At 45.2% G+C, this 23,865-nt stretch carries 19 protein-coding genes; 9 read left to right on the top strand and 10 right to left on the bottom strand.

What is annotated here, in order from left to right; genetic code table 11:
• Positions 1–38: 38 nt before the first annotated feature.
• A complete protein-coding gene (locus O3Q51_02120) occupies positions 39–890 on the bottom strand; it encodes a prephenate dehydrogenase (GenBank protein MCZ4407588.1) in 852 nt (283 codons plus the stop codon).
• 125 nt (positions 891–1,015) lie between these two features.
• Between O3Q51_02120 and hutI the strand changes: the two genes are divergently transcribed.
• Complete coding sequence (gene hutI, locus O3Q51_02115) at positions 1,016–2,272, top strand: imidazolonepropionase (protein ID MCZ4407587.1); 1,257 nt, start codon at positions 1,016–1,018, stop codon at positions 2,270–2,272.
• A 4-nt stretch (positions 2,273–2,276) separates the two neighbouring features.
• Here the strand turns inward: hutI and O3Q51_02110 are convergent, their stop codons facing one another.
• The 6 genes from O3Q51_02110 to O3Q51_02085 all read right to left on the bottom strand — a co-directional run bounded on the left by O3Q51_02110 (position 2,277) and on the right by O3Q51_02085 (position 10,202).
• Positions 2,277–2,855, bottom strand: coding sequence for a hypothetical protein (locus O3Q51_02110; protein MCZ4407586.1), 579 nt, complete (start codon positions 2,853–2,855; stop codon positions 2,277–2,279).
• Between the two features lie 223 nt (positions 2,856–3,078).
• Positions 3,079–5,646, bottom strand: coding sequence for an adenosylcobalamin-dependent ribonucleoside-diphosphate reductase (locus O3Q51_02105; GenBank protein MCZ4407585.1), 2,568 nt, complete (start codon positions 5,644–5,646; stop codon positions 3,079–3,081).
• A gap of 373 nt (positions 5,647–6,019) precedes the next feature.
• Complete coding sequence (locus O3Q51_02100; protein ID MCZ4407584.1) at positions 6,020–6,784, bottom strand: succinate dehydrogenase/fumarate reductase iron-sulfur subunit; 765 nt, start codon at positions 6,782–6,784, stop codon at positions 6,020–6,022.
• A complete protein-coding gene (locus tag O3Q51_02095) occupies positions 6,781–8,691 on the bottom strand; it encodes a fumarate reductase/succinate dehydrogenase flavoprotein subunit (GenBank protein ID MCZ4407583.1) in 1,911 nt (636 codons plus the stop codon). The genes O3Q51_02100 and O3Q51_02095 overlap by 4 nt, the downstream gene beginning before the upstream one ends.
• Entirely contained in the window at positions 8,688–9,350 is a 663-nt protein-coding gene (locus O3Q51_02090; protein MCZ4407582.1) for a succinate dehydrogenase cytochrome b subunit, read from the bottom strand. Before O3Q51_02090 ends, O3Q51_02095 begins: the two co-directional genes overlap by 4 nt.
• A gap of 84 nt (positions 9,351–9,434) precedes the next feature.
• Positions 9,435–10,202, bottom strand: coding sequence for an NYN domain-containing protein (locus tag O3Q51_02085; GenBank protein MCZ4407581.1), 768 nt, complete (start codon positions 10,200–10,202; stop codon positions 9,435–9,437).
• A gap of 134 nt (positions 10,203–10,336) precedes the next feature.
• Here O3Q51_02085 and O3Q51_02080 point away from each other — a divergent pair, with 134 nt between their 5' ends.
• The 5 genes from O3Q51_02080 to O3Q51_02060 are packed head-to-tail and all read left to right on the top strand — an operon-like array spanning position 10,337 to position 16,804.
• Positions 10,337–10,945: a TetR/AcrR family transcriptional regulator gene (locus tag O3Q51_02080; protein ID MCZ4407580.1), complete on the top strand. Its 609-nt coding sequence runs from the start codon at positions 10,337–10,339 to the stop codon at positions 10,943–10,945.
• Entirely contained in the window at positions 10,938–12,056 is a 1,119-nt protein-coding gene (locus tag O3Q51_02075; GenBank protein MCZ4407579.1) for an HlyD family efflux transporter periplasmic adaptor subunit, read from the top strand. The genes O3Q51_02080 and O3Q51_02075 overlap by 8 nt, the downstream gene beginning before the upstream one ends.
• On the top strand, positions 12,053–15,205 hold the full coding sequence (locus tag O3Q51_02070) for an efflux RND transporter permease subunit (protein ID MCZ4407578.1): 3,153 nt from the start codon (positions 12,053–12,055) through the stop codon (positions 15,203–15,205). The genes O3Q51_02075 and O3Q51_02070 overlap by 4 nt, the downstream gene beginning before the upstream one ends.
• On the top strand, positions 15,202–16,509 hold the full coding sequence (locus O3Q51_02065) for a TolC family protein (protein ID MCZ4407577.1): 1,308 nt from the start codon (positions 15,202–15,204) through the stop codon (positions 16,507–16,509). The genes O3Q51_02070 and O3Q51_02065 overlap by 4 nt, the downstream gene beginning before the upstream one ends.
• A gap of 1 nt (position 16,510) precedes the next feature.
• On the top strand, positions 16,511–16,804 hold the full coding sequence (locus O3Q51_02060; protein MCZ4407576.1) for a DUF3817 domain-containing protein: 294 nt from the start codon (positions 16,511–16,513) through the stop codon (positions 16,802–16,804).
• Here the strand turns inward: O3Q51_02060 and O3Q51_02055 are convergent.
• The gene (locus O3Q51_02055; GenBank protein MCZ4407575.1) at positions 16,801–18,396 is read right to left on the bottom strand and encodes a T9SS type A sorting domain-containing protein; all 1,596 of its coding nucleotides are present in this window, start codon (positions 18,394–18,396) and stop codon (positions 16,801–16,803) included. The genes O3Q51_02060 and O3Q51_02055 overlap by 4 nt on opposite strands.
• Before the next feature lie 101 nt (positions 18,397–18,497).
• On the opposite strand from O3Q51_02055, the gene O3Q51_02050 reads away from it, so the two are divergent.
• Positions 18,498–19,088: an alpha-ketoglutarate-dependent dioxygenase AlkB gene (locus O3Q51_02050; GenBank protein MCZ4407574.1), complete on the top strand. Its 591-nt coding sequence runs from the start codon at positions 18,498–18,500 to the stop codon at positions 19,086–19,088.
• 8 nt (positions 19,089–19,096) lie between these two features.
• Here O3Q51_02050 and O3Q51_02045 read toward each other — a convergent pair whose 3' ends face one another.
• Positions 19,097–20,170 (bottom strand): T9SS type A sorting domain-containing protein, encoded by a 1,074-nt coding sequence (locus O3Q51_02045; GenBank protein MCZ4407573.1) that lies wholly within the window; start codon positions 20,168–20,170, stop codon positions 19,097–19,099.
• Positions 20,171–20,277: 107 nt separating this feature from the next.
• Between O3Q51_02045 and O3Q51_02040 the strand changes: the two genes are divergently transcribed.
• The gene (locus O3Q51_02040; protein ID MCZ4407572.1) at positions 20,278–21,393 is read left to right on the top strand and encodes a serine hydrolase; all 1,116 of its coding nucleotides are present in this window, start codon (positions 20,278–20,280) and stop codon (positions 21,391–21,393) included.
• Here O3Q51_02040 and O3Q51_02035 read toward each other — a convergent pair.
• Positions 21,384–21,716 carry a hypothetical protein gene (locus O3Q51_02035; GenBank protein ID MCZ4407571.1) on the bottom strand — a complete coding sequence of 111 codons (333 nt, stop codon included), beginning with the start codon at positions 21,714–21,716 and terminating at the stop codon, positions 21,384–21,386. The genes O3Q51_02040 and O3Q51_02035 overlap by 10 nt on opposite strands.
• 164 nt (positions 21,717–21,880) lie before the next feature.
• Between O3Q51_02035 and O3Q51_02030 the strand changes: the two genes are divergently transcribed.
• The gene (locus O3Q51_02030; protein MCZ4407570.1) at positions 21,881–23,809 is read left to right on the top strand and encodes a DUF3857 and transglutaminase domain-containing protein; all 1,929 of its coding nucleotides are present in this window, start codon (positions 21,881–21,883) and stop codon (positions 23,807–23,809) included.
• Positions 23,810–23,865: the final 56 nt, after the last annotated feature.

The following is a 23,865-nucleotide window of genomic DNA, read 5'->3' as shown; positions in this document are numbered from 1 at the left end:
ATTGAGAAGAATTTACTCGCCTTTTTAGGCTTTCGCTTTTATGCATTCATCCCATTTAGAATGCTCCTGATATGATTCGCACTTTGCATTTCGCTGTAGATTGCTTCAAAATCGTCTTCTTGCATCAACTGTTTGAATCGTTCCAAATTCCGAATGTATTCTTCGAGCGTCTCGATCACATTGGCTTTGTTTTGCTCAAATATTGGCGCCCACATGGCAGGGGAACTTTTTGCCAATCGTACAGTAGATTCAAAACCACTCCCCGCCATATCGAAAATATCCCTTTCGTTTTTTTCTTTCTCAATTACCGTCTTTCCCAGCATGAATGAACTGATGTGTGACAAATGGGAAACGTATGCTATGTGTCGATCGTGAGCGAAAGGATCCATGTAGCGAATGCGCATACCTATCTTTTTAAAGATCTCTAAGGCCCTTTCTTGTAGTTTGAAAGCTGTTTTTTCCACCTCACAAATGATGTTGGTCTTTTCCCTGTACAAATCCTTCAAGGCGGCCTTTGGCCCCGAAAATTCAGTTCCCGCAATAGGGTGTGCCGCCAAGAAATTACGCCTCTTCGGATGGCCCGCCACGGCTGAGCAAATCCCTTGCTTCGTAGATCCAGCATCAATGACTACAGCATCGTCGTGAATGACATCGAGTACTTTGGGAATTAAATCCAAGCTTACATCTACCGGGACAGTAATAAATACAACATCGGCCTTTGAGAGATCGTCAATTGTGGCTTCTTCATGAATGACATTCAGGTTTTTGGCTTCAGCCAAATGCGCAGGATTATGATCGACTCCATAGATTTTTGCCTCAGCATAAGCATCTTGAATATCCAGGGCAAAGCTGCCTCCGATTAATCCCGTACCCACTATATATACGTTCATATTTCTATTTTCGATTTACAAGTATAGAAGTACAACCTTTAACTTCAGGTATCAGAAGTACTATTTACGAAGTTTGATTCTTTGTTAACTATTTGAATGGTTTTCTTTGTCACAAACTTGGAGTCATGAAAATTCTCATCAAAAACATCAAAGGACTTGTCGGTCACTATGAAGAGGCACCCGCTTTTTTGCGCGGACATCAGATGGACGAACTTCCTGTTTTAGAAAACGCCTTTTTGGCAATTGAAGATGGAAAGATTGGGATGTACGGAAAGATGGAAGACTGGGGTGGTATAACCGACTGGAGAGATTTAGAGGTGGTCGATGCGGAAGGTCGATTCGTGCTGCCTTCGTTTTGTGATTCGCATGCGCACTTGGTTTTTGCCGCTTCGCGCGAATTGGAATTCGAAGACCGCATCAAAGGATTGACTTACGAAGAAGTTGCAGCCCGAGGTGGCGGAATTCTCAACTCTTCGCGAAAGCTCCGAGAGATAAGCGAAGACGAGCTTTTCGAAAGAGCGATGGTGCGTTTGAAAAAGGCTCAGCTTTCGGGAACGAGTGCCATCGAAATCAAAAGCGGCTACGGACTTGACACCGAGTCAGAATTAAAAATGCTGCGCGTCATTCGTCGCCTCCGCGAAGAATCGGGGATGATGATCAAGTCGACATTCTTGGGCGCGCACGCTCTGCCACCTGAGTTTAAAGACAATCGCGAGGGATACGTCGACCTCATTATAAAAGAGATGATTCCCGAAATTGCCAAACAAGGATTGGCCGATTACGCCGATGTCTTTTGCGAGAAAGGCTACTTCACCACGGCTGAAACGCTGGCCATTGTGGAAGCTGCATCACAGCGCGGAATGAAGAGCAAGATCCATGTCAATCAGTTCAATGCGTTCGGCGCCATACCCGAATTGGTGAAAGCGGGTGTAGTTTCGGTTGACCACCTCGAAGTATTGGGCAGAGGCGATACCGCCGCTTTGGCAAATTCAAATACCATTGCTACGGCACTTCCGCTTTGCAGTTTGTTCCTGAGCATTCCCTACACGCCAGTTCGCGAATTGATTGATAACAATGCTATCGTGGCTCTCGCCACCGATTTTAATCCTGGCTCGGCCCCTTCGAGCAACATGGCTATGGCCGTTTCTTTGGGATGTATCAAAATGAAAATGACTCCGGCCGAGGCTATCAATGCAGCGACGATCAATGGCGCCGCTGCCATGGAAATATCGGACACACATGGAACAATCACCCAAGGAAAATCGGCCAATGTAATGATCACAGAACCTTGCGAGCATTTGAGTTATTTGGCTTATAGTTTTGGAGAGCCTGCGATTGATGGGGTGATATTGGAGGGAGAAATTCTTAAAAATTTCGATTAGCCTGTTAAAATTGGAGAATGGCTCCTACTCCTCCTGGAGCTGCATTAAGGCTCAAAATCATATTCTCACCTATCACCACCTTCTTATGAATCAAGACCATCGCCACATCAAAAGCAAAAAGAAAGGCCCCTTGAAACATAATCGAGCGGCCATACCCTTTCCAGAGGTCGGGGTTTTTGGAAACGTTCTTTGAGCGCTCTATCATCCAAGCTCCCGCGGCAATGTATCCTAAGTCGAGGCCCGCATTGAAAAGAAGTGTCTTGTCGATCCCCATCTGCTCTTGGAGGAGTTCCAGCGCAGTACCGTCAGTCCCTAGCTTTGCCGCACTGAAATACCCAAAACCCGCAATAGCCAAGTTGACTCCATTCCAAATGGCGTTCATTTCCCAAAAGCGTGAATCAACTCCGGTGGTGTTGGAACGCATCACCAAACCAGAGGCGATATTGGCCACAGCCCAGCTTCCCAGAACCATCATTCCCGTTTGACGGTAGTTCTGCTCGGCCTCCCAAGATTCAGTTAGGGATTGGCCGAAAGCCAAAAACGAAACAAGCAGAAAGACGGAAGTGAGAATGGTTGATTTCATAATAAAAGAACAGACATTTATCTGCATAGTTCAAATCTAGAAAATGAAAAAAGCCCGCAAGCGGGCTTTTAAGTCTATCTTTTGTTAATAGGTCAAACTAGTGTTCGATCAAGTAAGTTCGGTAGCAAGGCAGGCGCAATTTGGGGAACCAAGGAGTTGACATAAAGTCAATGACTGTTCGCAAAATAAGAGTAACGCAGCTAATGAGCTTTCATGTCGGACACTAACCGCATTTGCTGTGCCCGCAGTTTTTGCAATTCAAACATCCTTCTTCGTAAACGAGTGACTCCTGTCCACACTCTGAACACTCGACTCCTTCGGCTACCGTGCCCGAAGGAACGTATTGCTTGAGCGCTCGGATGACTCCGTTCTTCCAAGTGTTCAATGTCTCGTCGTTGAGGTGGAGATTTTCCACCATGTGCACCACATCAGCGATGGGCATACCGTGACGGAGTACTCCGCTGATGAGCTTGGCGTAATTCCAGAACTCAGGGTCAAATGAGCGCGAAAGTCCTTCGATAGTTACAAAATATCCGTCCTTGTCTTGGTAGCGAAAGTCGTAGCGACTTTTGCCCGTTTCTTCGTCTTTGCTTTTGATGACAAATCCCGCGTCAACGGCTTTTGGCAGGTGAAAAGACTCTTCGGCGTGACCCGTGAAAATCTCGTAAGGTCGACCGTTCAAAATACCGACAACTGCCAGCCATTTCTCCGAATCGTTGTTGAAGCGTACGACATCTGCCTCCAGAGATTTCGGTCTCGCAGGAGCAGGATTCTCTGATACGATTTCTTTGGTTTCAGGAGTGTCGGAGATAAGTACACCCGAGCGCGAACCGTCGCGGTAAACGGTGATTCCTTTGCAACCACTTTCCCAGCCGGTTTCGTAAATGCTGGCTACCATTTCTTCCGTGGTCTCGTTGGGGATATTTACCGTCACAGAAATCGAGTGATCAACCCATTGCTGAACTTTTCCCTGAAGGTGTACCTTGTTTACCCAATCCACATCGTTTGCTGTAGCGCCGTGATAGGGTGACTCAGCGATGAGCTTGTTCAATTCTTCATCGCTCCAGTTTTGAACTTCCTTCACGTCATGGCCTTTGGCTTTGAGCCAATCGGCAAATTTGTGGTGGAACACCGCAAACTCTTGCCAGTGGTCTCCTACTTGATCCACAAAGTCGGTGCGAGTGTTTTGATCGTTGGGGTTAATCTTTTTGCGACGCTTGTACGAGACCATAAATACGGGCTCAATTCCAGAACTCGTCTGAGTCATCATACTCGTTGTCCCCGTTGGCGCAATGGTCAAAGAAGCGATGTTTCGTCGACCGTGCTTCTTCATGTCCTTAATCAGCTGAGGATCAGCTTCAGCCAAACGCTGGATAAACGGATTCTCCACTTCTCTTTTCCAATCAAAAATCGGGAAGCTTCCACGGTCTTTAGCCAAGCTCACAGAACCGCTGTAAACAGATACTGCGAGAGACTTGTGCACTTTTTCCGAGAAGGAAATAGATTCTTCTGAACCGTATTTGATACCCAATGCAGCCAGCATATCACCCTCTGCAGTGATTCCAATCCCCGTTCGGCGACCTTGGATACACTTCTCTTGAATTTTCAACCACAGGTTTTTCTCGGTAAGCTTGATCTCTTCACTTTCAGGGTCGGCATCGATCTTGGCGATAATCGCGTCGATCTTCTCCATTTCCAAGTCGATGATATCGTCAGCGATACGCTGTGCCAATCGACCATGAGCTTCAAATTTTTCAAAATCAAAACTCGCCTCTGGCGTAAATGGATTCTCTACGTAGCTATAAAGATTGATTGCCAATAGGCGACAAGAATCATAAGGACACAATGGAATCTCGCCACAAGGATTGGTAGAAGTCGTTTTGAATCCGAGATCAGAATAACAATCAGGGATGGACTCTTTGGTGATCGTGTCCCAAAACAGGATTCCTGGTTCGGCGGAAGCCCATGCATTGTGAATAATCTTCTCCCAAATTCGCTTGGCATCCACTTCATTGACGTGAGTCGGAATGTCTGAATCAATTGGGTATTGTTGCTTATAAGTTCCGCCTGACTTTACCGCTTTCATGAATTCATCGTCGATACGAACAGAAACGTTTGCTCCCGTGACCTTGGTTCCGTCCATCTTCGCGTCTATAAAACGTTCCGCATCGGGGTGCTTGATTGAGATACTCAACATCAATGCTCCGCGGCGTCCGTCTTGTGCCACCTCGCGAGTAGAATTGCTATAGCGCTCCATAAAAGGAACAACTCCCGTTGAAGTAAGCGCTGAATTTTTTACCGGTGATCCCGTAGGACGAATTCCCGAAAGGTCGTGCCCTACTCCACCGCGACGCTTCATGAGCTGCACTTGCTCTTCATCCGTTTTCATAATCCCTCCGTATGAGTCACTTTTGCCGTCATTTCCAATTACAAAGCAATTGGATAAAGAGGCCACTTGGTGTTTGTTTCCAATTCCCGTCATCGGTCCACCTTGAGGAACGATGTACTTGAATTTTGCCAAAAGGTCAAAAACCTCATCCTCCGAAAGTGGACTTGGATACTTGTTTTCGATACGGGCAATTTCCTTCGCCATACGTCTGTGCATGTCGTCAGGATTCTGCTCGAAAATGTGTCCGTAAGAGTCTTTAAGTGCGTACTTATTGAGCCAAACACCAGCGGCCAGTTCATCGCCGTCAAAATACTCAGTAGCGGCCTTCAGGGCTTCATCATACGTATGGCCAACTTTCTTCTCTTCAGTAATTACGGGGGTTTCCAAGGTTTTTGTGCTCATTTTTCGGGATTATAGAATTTTTAAAAACGGACTTTAAAGGTACACGAGGAATTCATTTTTCGTCTATCGAAAAAGGAGTAATCCCAATAAAAGCATGCACAAAGAATTGTTGATATCGCCGTTACCTTCGATGGAATAACGGGTTGCGATCGGATGGGTTGTTGAAAGCTTTTGACAGCAGATTTTGAGCTAAATCACAATGTTAGAAACTGTCATATTACCGTTAAAAAACAATGCTCACGAACCGGTGAGGGTGATGCTTTTTCTTACTATGAAGCTCCCCTTTTGAGTTAAGATAAGGTCACGCTAAATCCGTATTTACGCAGATGATCCATTTAGACAATCGCAGGACACATTCATCCGGCGGTATCGACTAACTTGGCTTGCTATCCAAAAAATCGACTAGCTTCGATTTAAAGAATGAAGAATTCATCTCAGCAATTGAAGCCACCGAAATCTCCACAGGACATTCCACCGAGCAAGCGCCCGTGAACGAACAGTTTCCAAATCCTTCGACAGCCATTTGGGCCGTCATTTCCAAAGTTCGCTTGGTTTTCTCAGCCTTTCCTTGAGGAAGGGTGTTGAGGTGGTTGATCTTTGCGGAAGTAAATAATGCCGCCGAGGCATTTTTACAAGTAGCTACGCAAGCTCCGCATCCAATGCAAGCGGCATGATCCATCGCTTTGTCAGAAATATCCTTCGCAATCGGTATGGCATTGGCCTCGGGAGCGGTTCCCGTTTTTGCAGAAATGTATGCACCCTTCTCAATAATTCGATCAAAGGCCGATCGATCGACCATAAGGTCTTTGATGACAGGAAATGCTTTCGCTCGAAATGGTTCAACGGTTATCGTATCACCATCCTTGAAGCTACGCATATGCAATTGACAAGTAGTAATATGATCGTGTGGACCATGAGGACGACCGTTAATGAACACGCCGCACTGTCCACAAATTCCTTCACGGCAATCGTACTCATAAGAAATGGTTTTCTCCTTTCGGCGAACGAGCTCTTCGTTGAGGTAATCCAATGCTTCAAGGAAAGACATCTCTTCAGTAAGCCCTTCCACCGGGTATTCTACCAACTTACCTTCAGAATCAGGACCGTCTTGCCTCCATATTTTAAACGTCACTCTCATTTGTAGCTTCTTACGGTTGGTTTCACTTTCTCAAATTCCAGCTCCTCTTTGTGGAGTTTGAATTCCCCTTGCGCATATTCCCAAGCAGAAACGTAGGTGTATTCTTCATCGCGACGAAGAGCCTCCCCTTCTTCAGTTTGGAACTCCTCGCGAAAATGAGCGCCGCAGGATTCTTCGCGTTGAAGGGCATCGATGCACATCAATTTGGCCAGCTCGATGAAGTCTGCCATACGATACGCCTTTTCCAACTCGCCGTTATGCTCCGTCGAAGTTCCCGTCACACAGACATTTTCCCAAAACTCCGATTTGATTTCATCAATTTGCTTCAAGGCCTTTTTCAATCCAGCTTCAGATCGACTCATCGCACATTCATCCCACATGATACGTCCCAACTCACGGTGGAAGTCATCAACGGTTTTTTCTCCATTTATCGACATGAGTTTGTCCAAATACTCCGCGACCTCTTTTTCGCTTTCCGCGAAAGCGGGGTGATCTGTAGATAGTGATGGGTCGGCCAGATGATCTGCCAAGTAATTATTGAGTGTATTCGGCAATATAAAGTAGCCGTCGATGCTCGCCTGGAGCAAGGAATTTGCCCCAAGGCGATTGGCACCGTGATCGGAGAAATTGCATTCGCCTAAAGCGTACAAACCAGGAATGGTCGTCATTAATTCATAATCCACCCAAAGACCGCCCATCGAAAAATGCGCCGCGGGAGAGATCAGCATGGGTTCTTTGTAGGCATCTATTCCCGTGATCTTTCGGTACATATCGAAGAGGTTACCGTAGCGATCGCGAATAACATCCAATCCAAGTCGTTCGATGGCATGCTTGAAATCAAGGTAAACGGCATTCTTCAAGGTTCCGACTCCGTGGCCCGCGTCAATTCGCTCCTTGGCTGCTCGCGAAGAGATATCGCGAGGTGCGAGGTTCCCAAAACTCGGATACCGTCGTTCGAGGTAGTAATCGCGCTCTTCTTCTGAAATTTGGTTGGCTGGTCGCTGATCTCCTTGCTTCGATGGAACCCAAATGCGGCCATCGTTTCTCAAACTCTCAGACATCAGAGTCAGTTTTGACTGAGCGTCGCTGGCTTGGGGAAGAGCGGTAGGGTGAATTTGTGTGAAGCTCGGAGCGGCAAAAAAGGCTCCTTTCTTGTGTGCCTTCCAAATGGCACTTCCGTTGCAACCAATGGCCAAAGTTGACAAGCGGAAAACGCGGGAATATCCACCCGTGGCGAATATGACCGCATCTCCCGAAAATCGCTTAAGCTCTCCCGTAGTGAGTTCGCGAGCGATCACTCCTCTGGCTCGACCATCGATCAGCACCAAGTCCATTATTTCATGGCGAGGAAGCATGGTGACTTTCCCCGCATTGATATTCTTGTAAAGTTGTGAGTAGGCTGCCATCAGCAATTGCTGACCTGTTTGACCACGGGCATAAAACGTGCGCTGCACCTGAACTCCGCCGAAACTTCGATTGGAAAGGACGCCGCCATATTCCCTGGCAAATGGAACACCTTGCTGCACAAAGTGATCGATCAGTGGAGCCGAAAGCTCTGCTAATCGGTAGACATTGGCCTCACGCGAACGGAAGTCGCCTCCCTTAAGCGTATCGTAAAACATCCTCCAAACACTGTCGCCATCGTGTTGGTAATTCTTGGCGGCATTTACACCTCCTTGTGCGGCTACTGAATGGGCGCGTCGGGCAGAGTCCTGATAGCAAAAACAAGTCACTTCGTAACCAAGTTCGGCCAATGAAGCCGCAGCGCCTGCTCCTGCCAATCCCGAACCTACGACTAAAACCTTCAGCTTCTTTTTGTTTGCGGGATTGATCAGCTTGCTATCCATTTGGTAGCGCTGCCATTTCTGTTCCAATGGACCTTCGGGTATTTTGGAATTCAGACTCATCTCAAATACACGATTATAGGGATTAAGGCAAATCCTGCCGTCATGATCAATGCATAAACCAGCGCTACTTTCGATAGAATGTTCAATCCCTTAATGGAATGAAAGCCCAACGATTTGAAAGCACTTTTCAAACCGTGGTGGAGGTGAAAGCCCAGCGGAATAGCCGTGATTGCATAAAACGCCGCGTAAAAAGGATTCTGAAAAAGCGTGTAGGTCACCGAATAAACGTCTAAATATCCATCCACATCGAGAGCCACAGGTTCGCCGAGTCCAAGTTTGATTCGCGACCAAAAGTTGACCAAATGAATCACGATAAAGAGTAGAATCAAAATACCCAGCCATCCCATATTTTGCGATGCCCATGAGCTGTTCGCTGCCGGCTTATTCACTTCGTATTTCGTCGGTTTCGACTTTCGATTTCGAATGGTGACGATGGCCGTAAAGACCACGTGCAGGATAATGGAAGCATAGAGCAAGTAAGCGATTATTGCCACCAAAGGGTTCTCGCGTAAGAAGGTAGAATAGGCATTGTACATGCCTTGTGATAGACTCTCGGGAAGAAGTAGGATCAGATTTGCCGAAAGGTGAACGATCAAAAACAGGCAAAGAAAAAGGCCTGTTAACGCAATCCAAACTTTCCTAGTTATAAGGGGGTTCATTCTACCACAAATCTATTCTTAGCTCGTTAAAGCTAATCGAAAAATATCATGTGCCCCCACAGGATGACCTAAAACTGACGAAAATCACCTCTTCCGACCGGGAGCTTTCCTCTTCACTTTATTACGGACGTAAATCAACTTATTTGAACCACGATTACCCTGTCTTTGCTCAATCTCGAACTCACCGATTGAGTCAATTAAAGGCGTAAGCTTCTGAAAACCATAATTCCGAGAATCAAAATTGGGCTGTTTTTTCTGAATCAAACTTCCTACATCACCTAAAAAAGCCCATCCGTCATCGTCGGAAAGATCAGATATGGATGAACGGATCAATCGAATATCTCGAGCGGTAATTTTATCAACGCCGCTCGTATTATCATCTTCTTCGGAAGGCTTGGTTTCTTTCTTGTCATCTGATCGAGACTTCAATATCTCCACATAGATAAACTTGTCGCAAGCCACAATAAAAGGCTCGGGTGTTTTCTTCTCCCCCATTCCCAGTACGAGCATTCCTGCTTCTCTGAGTCGGGTAGCAAGCCTAGTAAAGTCGCTATCGCTGGATACAATGCAAAAACCACTCACCTTTCCCGAGTAGAGAATGTCCATCGCATCGATGATCATCGCCGAATCAGTAGCGTTTTTCCCCTTGGTGTAGCCGTATTGCTGAATGGGCGTAATCGCGTTTTCAAGAAGTAAATTCTTCCATTTCGAAAGGCGGGGATTGGTCCAGTCGCCATATATGCGCTTGATAGTCGGATTACCGTATTTGGCAATCTCTTCCATCATTTCTTTTACGTGGGCTGAGGGTATGTTGTCACCATCAATTAAGACAGCTAGCATTGAATTTTCCATTGTCCAAAGGTGACGATATTTTTAGAAGTGATATACCTGACATGGTTTTCTCAAAATTGGTAACTAAAAATAATTTCAAAAACTTGAACAATTCACCATCTAACTAAGTTAGATTCCCCACTTTTGTACCCGAATTGAAACCGACAATCACCCAACGAGAGTCTGCAACCCGAGAAGGCATAATCTCCGAAGCCCTGAATTTGGCTAAGGAAGAAGGCTGGAAAAAGGTAACCGTACGTGCCATCGCGGCACGTTTGGATTACAAGCCTCCCGTGCTCTATCAGTTTTTTGACAACAAGGATCATCTGATTCAAACCATTTTAAAAAATGGATTTGAAACGTTGAGTGCTTCCTTGATGGAGGCAAGGATGAGCCAAGATAATCCCGAAGAAAAACTGCTGGCAATGGCGAAAGCCCGTTTTCGCTTTGCAACGGAGCACGCGGCCCTGCATTCCTTAATGTTCACTACCGACAATCCTGCCTGGTTTCGAGAGACTGTTTTTTCCGGAATGTGCCAAACCCGAGAAATCGTGACTTCCCTGATCCAAGAGATTTCAAGAAGAGAAGACGAGTGCCTCGACTTGGTAACAAACTTCATTTCCCTGATAAAGGGCTATACATTTTTTGCCACCGAGCTTCCCGCTGACCTCGCCAAGAGTCAGTTTTTTGGCTTGAAAACTCCCGAAGAAGCATTGGCAGAAGCCATGACAAGATTTATAAATTCCATTCAACCCAATGAATAAAAGACAAATCATTATCGTCCTCGCCGGAGTCGCTATTCTAGCGCTCGCCTTCCTCCTTTCCGGAATGCTGACAAAGGAAGGAGCAGAAAAGCCCAAAGAGTTTCAGATGCTCACTGCTGTTCAACTCAAAAAGATGACTCCAAACACCATTGTGCGCACTATCCCGATTACCGGAAGGTTGATTCCTAAGCAATCGGTGATGCTTTATGCCGAAGTAGGCGGAAGAGCGACTTTTGGTTCGAAGCCGTTTAAAGAAGGGGTGAGTTTTGGTCAAGGCGAAGTCTTGTTGCGCATCAATAGCGATGAACTGCAAAGCAGCCTCAGCGCCAAGCGCAGCAATTTTCAAAGTTTGCTGGCCTCTGTTATTCCCGATCTAAAACTCGATTTTGTCGATGCTGCCTCAGAATGGGAAGAATACCTTTTTGAAATTGACACCGATAAAAAGCTGCCACCACTCCCTGAGGTTGAAGACAAGAAGCTAAAGCTATTCCTGAGCGGTCGAAAAGTATTTTCAGAATACTACAGTGTTGCCGAAATGGAAACGCGCTTTGACAAACACACCATTCGCGCTCCGTTTCGCGGGTCTTTGACGAAAGTTGAATTGGACGAATCATCATTGGTACGAACGGGTCAGCCCTTGGGAACGATCATTAGCTCGGGGCAGTACGAAATCGAAGCGGGTGTGAGCTACACCGAGGTGGATTACATGAAAGTGGGGACGACCTTTACCATGGCCGACATCAACACGGGGAAGGAATACCAAGCGAAGGTGGTTCGAATCAATGATTCGGTAGATCCCCAAACGCAGCAGGTGAAGGTCTACGCTGCCATTACAGACCCCGAAGCGAAGAGTGGGATTTATTTGAAAGGACAAATTCCTGCAGGTGAAGTCGAAGAAGCCATTGCCATTCCTTTGGAGGCATTGGTCGGGGAAGACCAAATCTACCTAATCAAGGATTCTATTGCTACACTCCAAAAAGTAGAGGTCGCCTATAAAAATGGCGAGCAAGCGATCATTTCTGGCCTCAAGGGTTCGGTAGACGTGGTAATTGACAAGCATAACGAAGCATTGAATGGATCGAAAGTAGCACCCGTAAATCTGGCTGAATGAAAAAGATCATCGCATTTTGTGTTCAAAATCAATTGCTGGTTTACTTGGCCATGTTCCTCGTGATCATTGGCGGAGTGATCTCGGCGAAGCGAATGAACACCTCGTTTTTTCCAGCTCAAAAGGAAAAATTTATCCAAATCAACGCCATCTATCCCGGAGCTTCTCCAAGTGAAATTGAAGAGGGAATCACCCTAAAAATAGAGGAGAACCTGAAAGGAGTAACGGGCATAGACCGTGTGACTTCTACCAGTAGCGAAAACGCCGCAAATATTCTTGTCGAGATTGAGACCAAAGCCAACGCTGATTTGGTATTGCAGGATGTCAAGAATGCCGTGGATCAAATTTCGAATTTTCCGGAAGGAATGGAGCAAATTGTGGTTTTTGTCCAGGAGGTGGTCAACTTCACTTCTAAATTGGCATTGGTAGGTGATGTTGACATAAACACCTTGGAAGAAACCGCTGATCTTGTAGAAGATGAATTGCGCTCTTTGCCAAACATCTCTCAAGTGAGCGTTTATGGATACTCTGAAGAGGAGGTAGAAGTGGCGGTGCGCGAGAACGACCTTCGCTCCTTTGGATTGAGCTTTCAGGACATTGCCAACGCTATCGGTCAGCAAAACATTGAGGTGACAGGAGGACGAATCATGGCCGACACCGAAACAATCATTCGCTCTGATCACAAAGAATACTCAGCAGATGAGCTTCTGGATCTCACGATAAAAGTATTGCCCGACGGGCGTCGAGTGGAACTACGGGATGTGGCAGATCTTCGTGAAGATCGAGCCGAAACCACGAATGCTGCTTTTTTCAATGGGCAACAAGCCATTACCATCACGGTAAATACATTGAACGAAGAAAACATTCTGGATGCGGCAGATGCCGTGGATCAATACCTGATGGATTTTAACAAACGAGGTGGTGCCGTAGAGTTGGTTTTGATCCAAGATGGAACAGTCACACTCAAGGAACGAATTACTCTGCTTCAGGAAAATGGAATTCTAGGGGCGGTTTTAGTCTTTATTCTTCTCGCGCTCTTTTTGAGAATCAGACTGGCTTTTTGGGTTGCCGTAGGTATCCCGATTTCTTTCTTGGGGATGTTTATTATCGCCAACTTGGTTGGGATCACCATTAACGTACTGTCCCTTTTCGGGATGATCTTGGTGATCGGTATTTTGGTGGACGACGGAATCGTCGTGGGAGAAAACATCTTCCAGCATTATGAACGGGGTAAGAGCAGACTTCAGTCGGTAATTGATGGAACTGCAGAAGTGTTTCCGTCGGTTCTCTCGGCCATCCTTACCACTTGTGTGGCCTTTGCCTTCTTCCTTTTCATAGAAGGTCGTTTAGGAGAATTTTTCGGTGACGTAGCCATCGTCGTTATCGCGGCATTGGGCTTCTCTTTGATCGAGGTATTACTCTTTCTTCCGGCTCACTTGGCACACATTAAAGACCTTTCAGATGAGGCTCATCCAAACAAAATAAAAGAACAGGTTGAGCAACTATTGATCAGGTTTCGGGATGTGGTTTTCCAACCCATCATGAACTTCACAATTCACCATAAGCTTTTCACGTCCTTGGTTGTAACTGCAGCATTTATCCTTACCATCGGAGCCTTCAAAGGTGGATTAATACAAGGTGTTTTCTTCCCGAATATCGAACAGAACACGGTCAATGTGACCTTGGAACTGCCTTCAGGAACATCAGAAAGAGTGACCGTAGAAACCATGGATTACATCATGGAAAGGGTGATCAGACTGAACAAAGAATACGCTGATCGAGAAGATGTAGGCAAAGAGCTTTTTACGGACTACGAGGTACGATATGGGCCACAAAGCAATGAAGCCCTGGCCACTATTTATTTAGTCGGATCGGAAGAACGAAATATCAGGAGCTTCGATATATCGAATGATCTGCGAAGAATTGTTGGACCTATTCCCAGAGCGGAAAAGTTGAGCTATGCTACGCAAAGTCCTTTTGGAAAGCCGATCAATATTTCACTGGCAGGAAATGACTACAATAACTTAAGAGCAGCCATTGATGAACTCAAAGTGGCCATTATGGCAACAGGTGAGGCAAAAGATTTGATCACCAACGATAAGGTAGATCAGCCTGAGCTAAACGTATCATTGAATGATGCAGGGCGTGCAATGGGCTTCACCGAGCTCGGTTTGATTAGCCAGATCAGAAGTGGTTTCTTCGGTTATGAGGCTCAACGCCTGCAACGCGGTGATGACGAAACAAAAGTTTGGGTGCGCTATGCACGTGAAGACCGACAAAGTCTTGACCAGCTTGAAAACATGCAAGTGCGCGCACCGAATGGGCAGCTGGTTGCGGTGAAGGATATTGCCACTTTGGAGCGCCAAAACGGATTGATCGCCATCAACCACCGCGATGGAAGAAGAGAGATCACGCTCGAGGGAGAAATAGCCTCGCTGGAAACCAATGTGGTGCAGCTCTTGGGCAGAGTTCAATCAGAGCTCCTTCCTCCTATTTTGGCAAAATACCCGGGCATTGATGTGAGCATGGAAGGGCAGCAAAGGGACACGGCAAAGCTTCAAAAATCAATTGCGACAGTTGGCCCTGTGATCTTGATTTTGATTTTGGCCTTGCTCATTATTAGCTTCCGTTCTTACAGCCAATCTTTCGCCTTACTGATGCTGATCCCGTTCGGATTGATCGGAGCGGCTTGGGGGCATTACATCCACGACCAACCCATGAGTATTCTTAGCTTCTTGGGATTAATTGCTTTGATAGGGGTATTACTCAATGACGGCCTCGTTTATATCAATGCCTTCAATGGCTACTTGGGAGAGGGAATCAAGTTCAACGATGCTCTGAAGAAAACGACTCTCTCTCGTTTTAGACCCATCTTCCTGACTACCATTACCACTTCAGCGGGACTTGGACCACTGATTTTTGAGAAAAGTTTCCAAGCGCAATTCCTCATCCCAATGGCCATTTCGATTGCTTACGGGATGATCGTTGGTTCTCTTCTCATCATCATCTTTTTGCCAATTACACTTACACTCACCAATCGAGTTAAAGTATTGGCAAAATGGCTTTGGGTAGGAGAAAAACCCTCACGGGAGTCGATGGAACAAGCGGTGAAGAGAGCGAATCAAGAAAAAATAACTTTCAGCGAATCATGAGAATAGGTATACAACTTTTCCTTGTACTAATACTGATGGTGCAATCGATCTCGGCTCAGGAAATCGACTTGAATCAAGCCATTGCCATCGCTTTGGAAAACAATTACGACATTCAAGTAGCGAGCTATTCGTACGAGATTGATCAAAACAATGCCGAGCTCGGAAATGCGGGATTCATGCCATCAGTTTTCCTATTGGCCAATGGTTCATATAGTAGTCAAAATACTGAAGTCACTTTCGCCAATCCTGAGCAGCGGCCTATCGAGGGAAATGGAGCAACGACAATTGGATATGGTGCCAGTGCCAATTTGGAATATGTCCTTTTTAATGGTGGCCGACGCGTGCACTTCCTGAATCAGCTTGAAACATTGAGCGAAGACGGGAGATTGCGACAACGGCTTTCGATGGAGAGCACAACCCTTCAGGTTTCTACACGATTCCTAGAATCACTTCGGCTGAAGGAAGAGGCAGAGATTCTGGAAGAAACCATTGAGCTATCACAAAAGCGATTGGAACGCGCCGAACAAGGGTATGAATATGGTAACACCAACAAGCTTCAAGTATTAAATGCCGAAGTAGATCTGAGGAGAGACAGTATTGAATTGGCTCAGAAAGATTTGGAATACATCAAAAGCCTGAGAACATTGTTTGTAAGCATGGGCATTCCTGCAGATACGACATTGGCTTTAGGCAGTGACTATGAATTTTCGGCTTTTCTGGATAAAGAAACTCTCCTGAAAAGAGCACTCGAAGCCAATACCATTTACTTACGTTCGCGCAATGGACTACTTACGGCCGAAGAAAACCTGGACGTAGCCCAATCCGACATTTGGCCTACATTGGCCGCCAATGCGGCTTACCAATACCAATACAGCGACTTTGAAGCCAACTTCTTAAATACCCAAGAGAACCTTGGGTGGAACGCGGGTCTGACATTTCGGTTCAATATTTTTGATGGAAATCGAGTACAACGGAATATTGCCAATGCAAAACTCAACCGCGATATAGCTGAGGTTGAAGCGAAAAGATCGGAGAACGAAGTCGTGCAATTGGTCAATAATGCCTACGACACCTACCTCACTAATCTGGAACTCCTCGACATCAGCGAACGAAACCTCGAAGTGGCGCAAACCAACTTCGAGCGAAGTGAAGATGCCTTTGCTACAGGTCAGATTACGGGTATCGAATTGAGAAACGCACAGTTGAATATGAATGATGCTCAAACAGCCATCGTTCGACAAAGAATAATTACAAAAGTAGCCGAGCTAGCTCTCTTGTTTGAAGCAGGAGCATTACTGGAATAATATGAATCTGAAACAATTTATCTTAATTGGAAAAGCGGAGGGAATCTCTTCTCTTCTGCTCTTTTTTGTGGCCATGCCACTGAAGTACATGGCCGACATACCGCAAGCGGTAACTTATGTGGGAATGGCTCACGGAGTCTTGTTTTTGGGCTATGTGGGCTCAGCTTTACTAAATGGTTTTGAGCGCAAGTGGAAATTTTCAAGCTTCGCACTTTTGGCTTTAGCCTCTATTCTACCGGGCGGACCACTTTACCTCGATCCTGTAGTATTGAAACGAGAAGGAGAAATCGTTTAGTCTAATAAAATGATTTTTTGGCTACTGGTCTGTTCGCCCGCCATAAAGCGAACCGTGTAATTTCCCGGAGGTAAATCCAAGTCGACAGAAAGAAGATTTTCTCCGACCGTCCATTGCTCTCTAGAGTAGACTTTTGAGAAAACTTGCTTCCCCGTTTCGTCGATTAATTCGATTTCGACAGGAGTTAATTCCTTCAGATTAAATCGAAACGTGAAATCTCCGGTTGATGGATTCGGATAAACCGTTAAGGCTAAACCATCACTTTTTTTTTCATTCGCGTCGCCCGTCGACAAGGTTTCGAACACCAAATAAACCGCCAATATTTCTGAGCTAGCCTCGCTTTGGGTTCCGTTGTTGATCCAGAAAATATTACGATCGGTGCTTCTGATTCCTCCGTAGATGTATCCCAACAAAATCGAATCTCCCTCCAAGGCATCCAAGTCGATGACTCTATTCTCAAGAATGGGCAAATCATCCAGTGCAATAAACTCCGCACTCGCCCCCAGCAGGTCGGGCATTTCACTGTCAAGTTTGTACTCGGCCATGCTGCCATCGGCCGATCGGGTAACCTGAGCAATTGTGCGCACAAAAGGAACATTGTCGTCCTGAATCAAACCGCCATCTACCTCATAGTACTGCGCCATTCCGCCGAAGAAAACGGTGTGCATTTCATTGGTAGCGTCGCTGTATAGCGGAATATGCGCGCAGTGGTAGTGATTGTAATATTGAGTGAAATCGTTGTTAACGGTATAGCCATCTTCCGAAATATCTATAGAGTTCAGCCAAGGCAAGTCGTCTGAATTAAAGACGCCCGAAAATGCCGTCAACCCAAAAGAGCCATCAGGCATAATTTGGGAAACGACGTTGTAATCCCTTCGGTGAAGATTTGCTGCATCGTACCACTCTTCCAGATGCGTGATCTCTAGATTTTCACCGTCATCGACCAAGGTAAATCTACGAATGGAGTTGGTGTATTCTTGTACGAAAGTGGGATTATTCATAGGGTTATAGGCCCCATCGAACCGCTGACCGCCAACTAAGTAATAGGTTCCATTTATATAATCCAGGTAACCGCCCGTTACCGCAAATACCTCATCCTCCACTTGACGGAAGTGATCTTGCAGATCGCCGCCTGACTTAACAGCGCTGATTACGGCAGGCACATCAACGGCAGTCAGCCGTGGATGGGTAATATGGTCATCATTGGAAGGACTAAAGCCATAACCTCCGATGACGTAGAGGTAATCTCCTTGCTGATAAAACTCAAGATTTGTGGAGCTGAGTTGTTCTCTAAGGTTGGTCTCCAAACTGCTGATCGGAGCTGACCAAGATTCGCCTTCTTCAGGGTTTACCACGATGAGTTGGTTATTGTTTCCCGCCTCATCAAAAGAAGCCCACGGCTGACGTCGGTGCAGGCCGTCAAGTCGACCACCGATGATGAGCCAATCTCCTTCGTGCGTTCCAACCGCGTAGGACTGAACACCACCTAAACCCGAAATCTCAAGTGGTTCCAAGTGAACTTCGAGCAAGGTCTGCCCGAAGAGCAGAGATGTCCAAAAGACAAAAAGCAAAGAAAGAAGTCTAGCGTGCATGGCGATAGTAGTTTGGAGTAAAGTTAAGGCCGATCTATCATACCCGGAGTGACTCAAGTCGCATTGCTAAACCGAAGAGCTATGTAGTTGTTAAGAGCACCATGAATCATTCCGAAAACCTTCTTCCCGCAGACGGAGTCGTCCACCTTTTTGAGAATTGGTTGAGCTCGGAAACGGAGCAGCTGTTTCGGGCATTGGCCAAAGAAGTCGACTGGAAACAAGACGAAGTGGTCATGTTCGGCAAGCGAATCACCATGCGCCGACTTACGGCTTGGTATGGCGATCGGCCGTTTGAGTACACCTATTCGCAAGTAAGTCGTAAAGCCTTGCCTTGGTCGAAGACCCTCGCGGAAATCAAAGCAGAAGTTGAGAAAATATCGGGAGAAACCTTCAACTCCTGTCTACTCAACTTTTACCACAATGGCGAAGACTATATGGGTTGGCACAGCGATGACGAACCCGAACTGGACCCCAATGCATGTATTGCCTCAGTGAGCCTTGGCGCTGAACGAAAATTCTCTTTTAAACATAGAAGGAGCAAGGATACTAGCTCAGTTTTTTTGAATGACGGAAGTCTCTTGCTGATGAAACCACCCACTCAAGAGCATTGGTTGCACACTTTGCGCAAAAGCAAGAAGGTGACTGAAGGGAGAATTAATTTGACTTTTCGTAAAATGCGGATAGTGCCTTGAGTGCTTAACTAAGGCACAATAATCTTCTTGGTACTGGAATCATTCCCAATACGAAGCTGCGCAAAGTAAATACCCGTGGCGAGCTCGACTCCATTCAACAAAACTTTGTACTCCCCGGGACTTCGCATCCCCTCTATAAGGGTTACCACCGTTTTTCCAGATTCATCGAGAATGGAAAGAGCGACCTGAGTATGAGTGGTAGTTGTGAATTGAAAATAGGACTGATTGGTGATGGGGTTCCCGATAGTACCGAATTGAAAGCGATCATCACTTCGATCTCGGACTGAGAGAGGGTTTTCAAAACCTACAAACGTCACTGTATTATTACCACTATTTGGAATAGCGAGAGTATCGATTTCTTTGGCGTAACAGATGTCGGCAGGATTAGAAATTCCCGGTGCTTCGATCGTTTCGGGCGTTCCTGAAAAGTCGGAATTGAACTTAGAGATCCGCAAAGGGCTCCACGAACTCACAAAGTAATTATCGGCTGCGTCGTTGTCGATTCCATCGCAATTCCCAAGAGATGTTCCGGTCAAGGTACTTACTTGATACGTTTGAAGATTTACAGCTTTGATATCGGCACTTCCTCCCCAATTCACAAAAACGAGACGATCATTGGTCTCGTCATAAACGATACCATTGGGGGTGCTACCCGTATTCGCCACTACCATTTCTGAAGTCGGGTTATCGAGATCGGTCACGTCAATCTCGTAAATTCTGCCATTGGAAAAGTCAGTGACCCAAAGTCGATTTACACCATCACTGGCCATCCCATTCAAAAAGCCTGAACCTGGAATGCTCAAGCTCATCACCTCTTCTTCCGTTGATAAATCGTACCCTTTTATTCCATTACTGATGGCAAAGAGGGTATTGTTCATCACCTCCATTCCAAATCCTGCAGCACCATCACCAAAGAAGGACAATTCAAGGGTAGGTTGATCCATCGCAATTATCGAATTGGAATTCGACACCAAAAATCGGCTGTTCTCATGGTCGTACTCCACACTCTCAATGTTTTGAAGAGCCTGCGAAAATGATAAAAAGGAAATGGTCAGAGAAAGGAGGAGTAGAGATGTTTTCATGAGCTGATGATTAGTGGGAGTCAAATGTAGCAACCTTGCTGAGAACCTAGACTTTCTTTGGAAATCGGAGTAAATTCTTTTCTGCGGAAGTTTATACATTGGTCCCTATGAATAGACGTCTTCTCTTCCTTTTTTCAGCACTGCTTATTATCCTTGCTTCGTGCACTGCAGGTAGAATGATCATTTACAACTTTGCTGACATCAAGGATTATAAGAAATTCGCAAACCGACCTATCCAAGCACCTTCAGATACCTGGACATTTTCTTACGGTGATTCTTTGAAACCTCCTAAGACTATAACTGCCGACGGCGAATCGATGGCATGGAGAGATTTTCTGGAAGAGTATAAATCAGTTGCTTTTCTACTGATTCGAAACGACACCATTCTGATCGAAGACTACCTCAATGGCTACGATGAAGAATCTATCGTAACATCTTTCTCAGTGGCGAAATCGGTGGTTTCGATTCTTTATGGAATTGCTATTGAAGAAGGCATCATAAGCGGCGTGGATGAACCGGTTACCCAATACATTCCCGAGTTGAAGGAGGCAGGGTTTGACAAGGTCACAATCGAGCACTTGCTTCAGATGACTTCGGGCCTGAAGTTTAACGAGAGCTATGCCAACCCATTCGGTGAAGCAGCCAATTACTACTACGGTAGCAACCTGGAAAGGCTGGTAACGCATGCAAAGTTGGAAAACGAACCAGGTGCGGAATTCAATTATGTAAGTGGAGACACCCAAATACTCACACTCATTCTTTCTCGTGCCCTCGGAGAAAAAGCGGTAAGCGCCTATTTCGAGGAAAAAATCTGGAAACCTCTTGGTATGGAGTTCGATGCTTCTTGGAGTTTGGATAAAAAGGATGGCTTGGAGAAGGGGTTTTGCTGCCTTAACATGCGTGCTCGTGATTTCGCAAAAATCGGGCGACTTTATTTGAACAAAGGCAATTGGAACGGAACCCAAATCGTACCCGCAGATTGGGTAGCCCAATCCACAAAAGTTGACAGTTCTAATGGGAGTGCCGACTATTATCAATACCAATGGTGGCTTTTTCCTGAAAAGAATGAATTCTACGCCAATGGAATTTTGGGGCAATACATATTTGTAAGTCCTGATAAGAACATCGTAGCAGTGCGATTGGGGAAGAAAACTGCCGGTGTCGGCTGGTCAGGGTTTATCTCGAAATTGTCTGAGAGCTATGGACAGCAAATTCAAGAGTAACTTTTCAATATCCGCTTCAACCCGATCATCAAATTCTGCTCTAAGGTGGAGTAATCTCCATCGGCCTTGAACAGTTTTAAAACTTCTGAAGTGAGGGTCGCCGCATCGGCTTGAGAATAGTTTCCCTTTTCCATATAATAGCGAATTCGATCAATTCGCTGGATGTCGTTGTGCTTTTCGAAAATGCGATTCACCCGGTTGAAGGTCGATTCATCCACCTTAGAAAGAATATATTCTCTTTCCTCTTCATCAAAATTAAAATCAGCGTGGGTGGCGAATAAGAGAAGATAAGTAAGAAAATCTTTGTGAAATTCAGCTTCCATAATTCTGATGAAGATAAGCTAAAACTTAAGTTTACCGAAAATAAAGATCATTTTCAGAAACCTAAAGACGCACATATGCTACCGCTCTGATAGGCACTTTGGTTTCCGTTTTTTGCCCTGAAATTTTAAATGGATTATACTTGTGTTCTTATTTCCATTAGTCTATGAAACATATTGCTTTGTGCTTTTTTCTTTTGCTAAGCGTAATTACATCGGGACAGAAAATTGCTTTCACCGAAATACCCGAATGGGTAAAAGACGAGATCCCGGAAATTACCTCAAAAACAACCAAGAATGATGTGATTGGTGGTGCTTATACATCGGTGATTGACTACCAGACTAACCTGATTACAAAAGACGACTATTTCTTCACGAGAACACACGTACTTACTGAAACAGGCGTGTCATGGTCGTCTGAAATTAGCATAACGATTGATACCATTTACAATGAGCTCGATTTTCACTATTTCCGAATAATTCGGGACGATCAAATTATCGATCGAACTTCAGACCTGACATTGGATTTTCTTTCCAGAGAAGACAACCTAAGTCAAGGAATTTATACCGGTGCGGTAACGGCACACGATATCTTAGAAGACATAAGAAAGGGGGATATCATAGAGTATGCCTACACTATCAAAGGAGAGAATCCCATATTCGAAGGTCACAGTTACCGCAGTTATGCTCTGGCATCTATAAACCCTATTGACTATTACCGACTTCGCTTAATAAAAGATCCGAAAAGTGAGTATTTCATTTCAGCATTGAATATGGAGGATTTGCCGACGTGGAATAAGAATGGAAAAATAGAAGAACTAGAGTTGGTGAGAACAAATTTAGAATCATTCGAATTTGAGGAATCTACTCCACCTTGGCACATAGCTTTTCCTTACTTTTTCGTATCAGCTTTCCCCGAAATGAGCTCAGTAAGCAATTGGGCCGTGAAAATTTTTGAACTGGAAAATGAAAGTAAATTGGCCATCTCAACCTTATTTGAGCAGATCACAGCAGGAATAGACAAGGAAGAAGAGAAGATAGATGCCATCATCAGATGGGTTCAAAATGAGATTCGATACATGGGGATAGAATCAGGGATAGGATCAATTAAACCATTTCAACCCGCCCAAACCATCGAACAGCGCTATGGTGATTGCAAAGACAAGACGCTGCTCTTGGTTTCCCTTTTAAAGGAGATGGATATAGAGGCCTACCCGTATCTAGTAAATTCCACGATGCAGCACAGGCTTGGAGACCTAGCACCCGGTGCCCAAATCTTCGATCATGTTATCACCTATTTTTCTTATGATTATGAAGATTACTATATCGATCCTACCGTATCATTTCAAGGAGGTAGCCTGGGTAAGAGAGCAACTTTTGACTACGGTTTAGGGCTTTTGGTGAAAACAGGTACCGAACTGAGTGAGATGGAAGGACAAGACAATGAATCGTCGATGTTGATAGAAGAATCCTTTGAAATTGTTGATTTCGAAAATGCCGGAATGCTTACCGTAAAATCGACTTTGAGCGGAATGAACGCAGACTATATGCGCATGTATCTCGATGTCTTTTCTACACGTGAATTATCGAAGGAGTTTAGAGCGGTCTATGGTGTGCTTTACGATGTATTTGAAAAAGAGAAGCTGAATATCTCTGATGATCTCAATGCCAATATTATCGAGATTACCGAAGTCTATGAAACTCAATCGATTTTTAAAACAATAGAACAGGAGGGTAAAGAGTTTTACCAGATGCATTACGAGCCTTTAAGCCTTTACGACTACGTGAGCAGTATGAACTGTGAGTACAAAAACTATCCTGTATATGTCCCCTACCCTGTAAATTTCAAACAGATTACCAGTGTAAAACTTCCTCTGCCTCTGATCATACCTCTGGACGTAAAAACTGTAGATAATTCGGCATTTAACTACCTGTATTCAGAAAAGATGAAAGACATGACTGAACTAGTACTTTCCTACACTTACCGAGCGAAAACGAATGAGATTAAAAATACAGAGTTCAATCAAGTTTGTCGGGACATGCAAGGAATCATACAAGAATTGCCGCTTACACTCACCTTTCCTAAAAATCTTTAAGTCCTGAAAGCTATTCCAAAAACGAACCGTTAAGGAAAGTCAGGTATAAAAAGAGG

The sequence above is a fragment of the Cryomorphaceae bacterium 1068 genome (assembly GCA_027214385.1).
In the GTDB taxonomy this organism is placed as follows: Bacteria; Bacteroidota; Bacteroidia; order Flavobacteriales_D; family Cryomorphaceae; genus JAKVAV01.
This window is presented reverse-complemented; position numbering and strand designations above follow the sequence as displayed.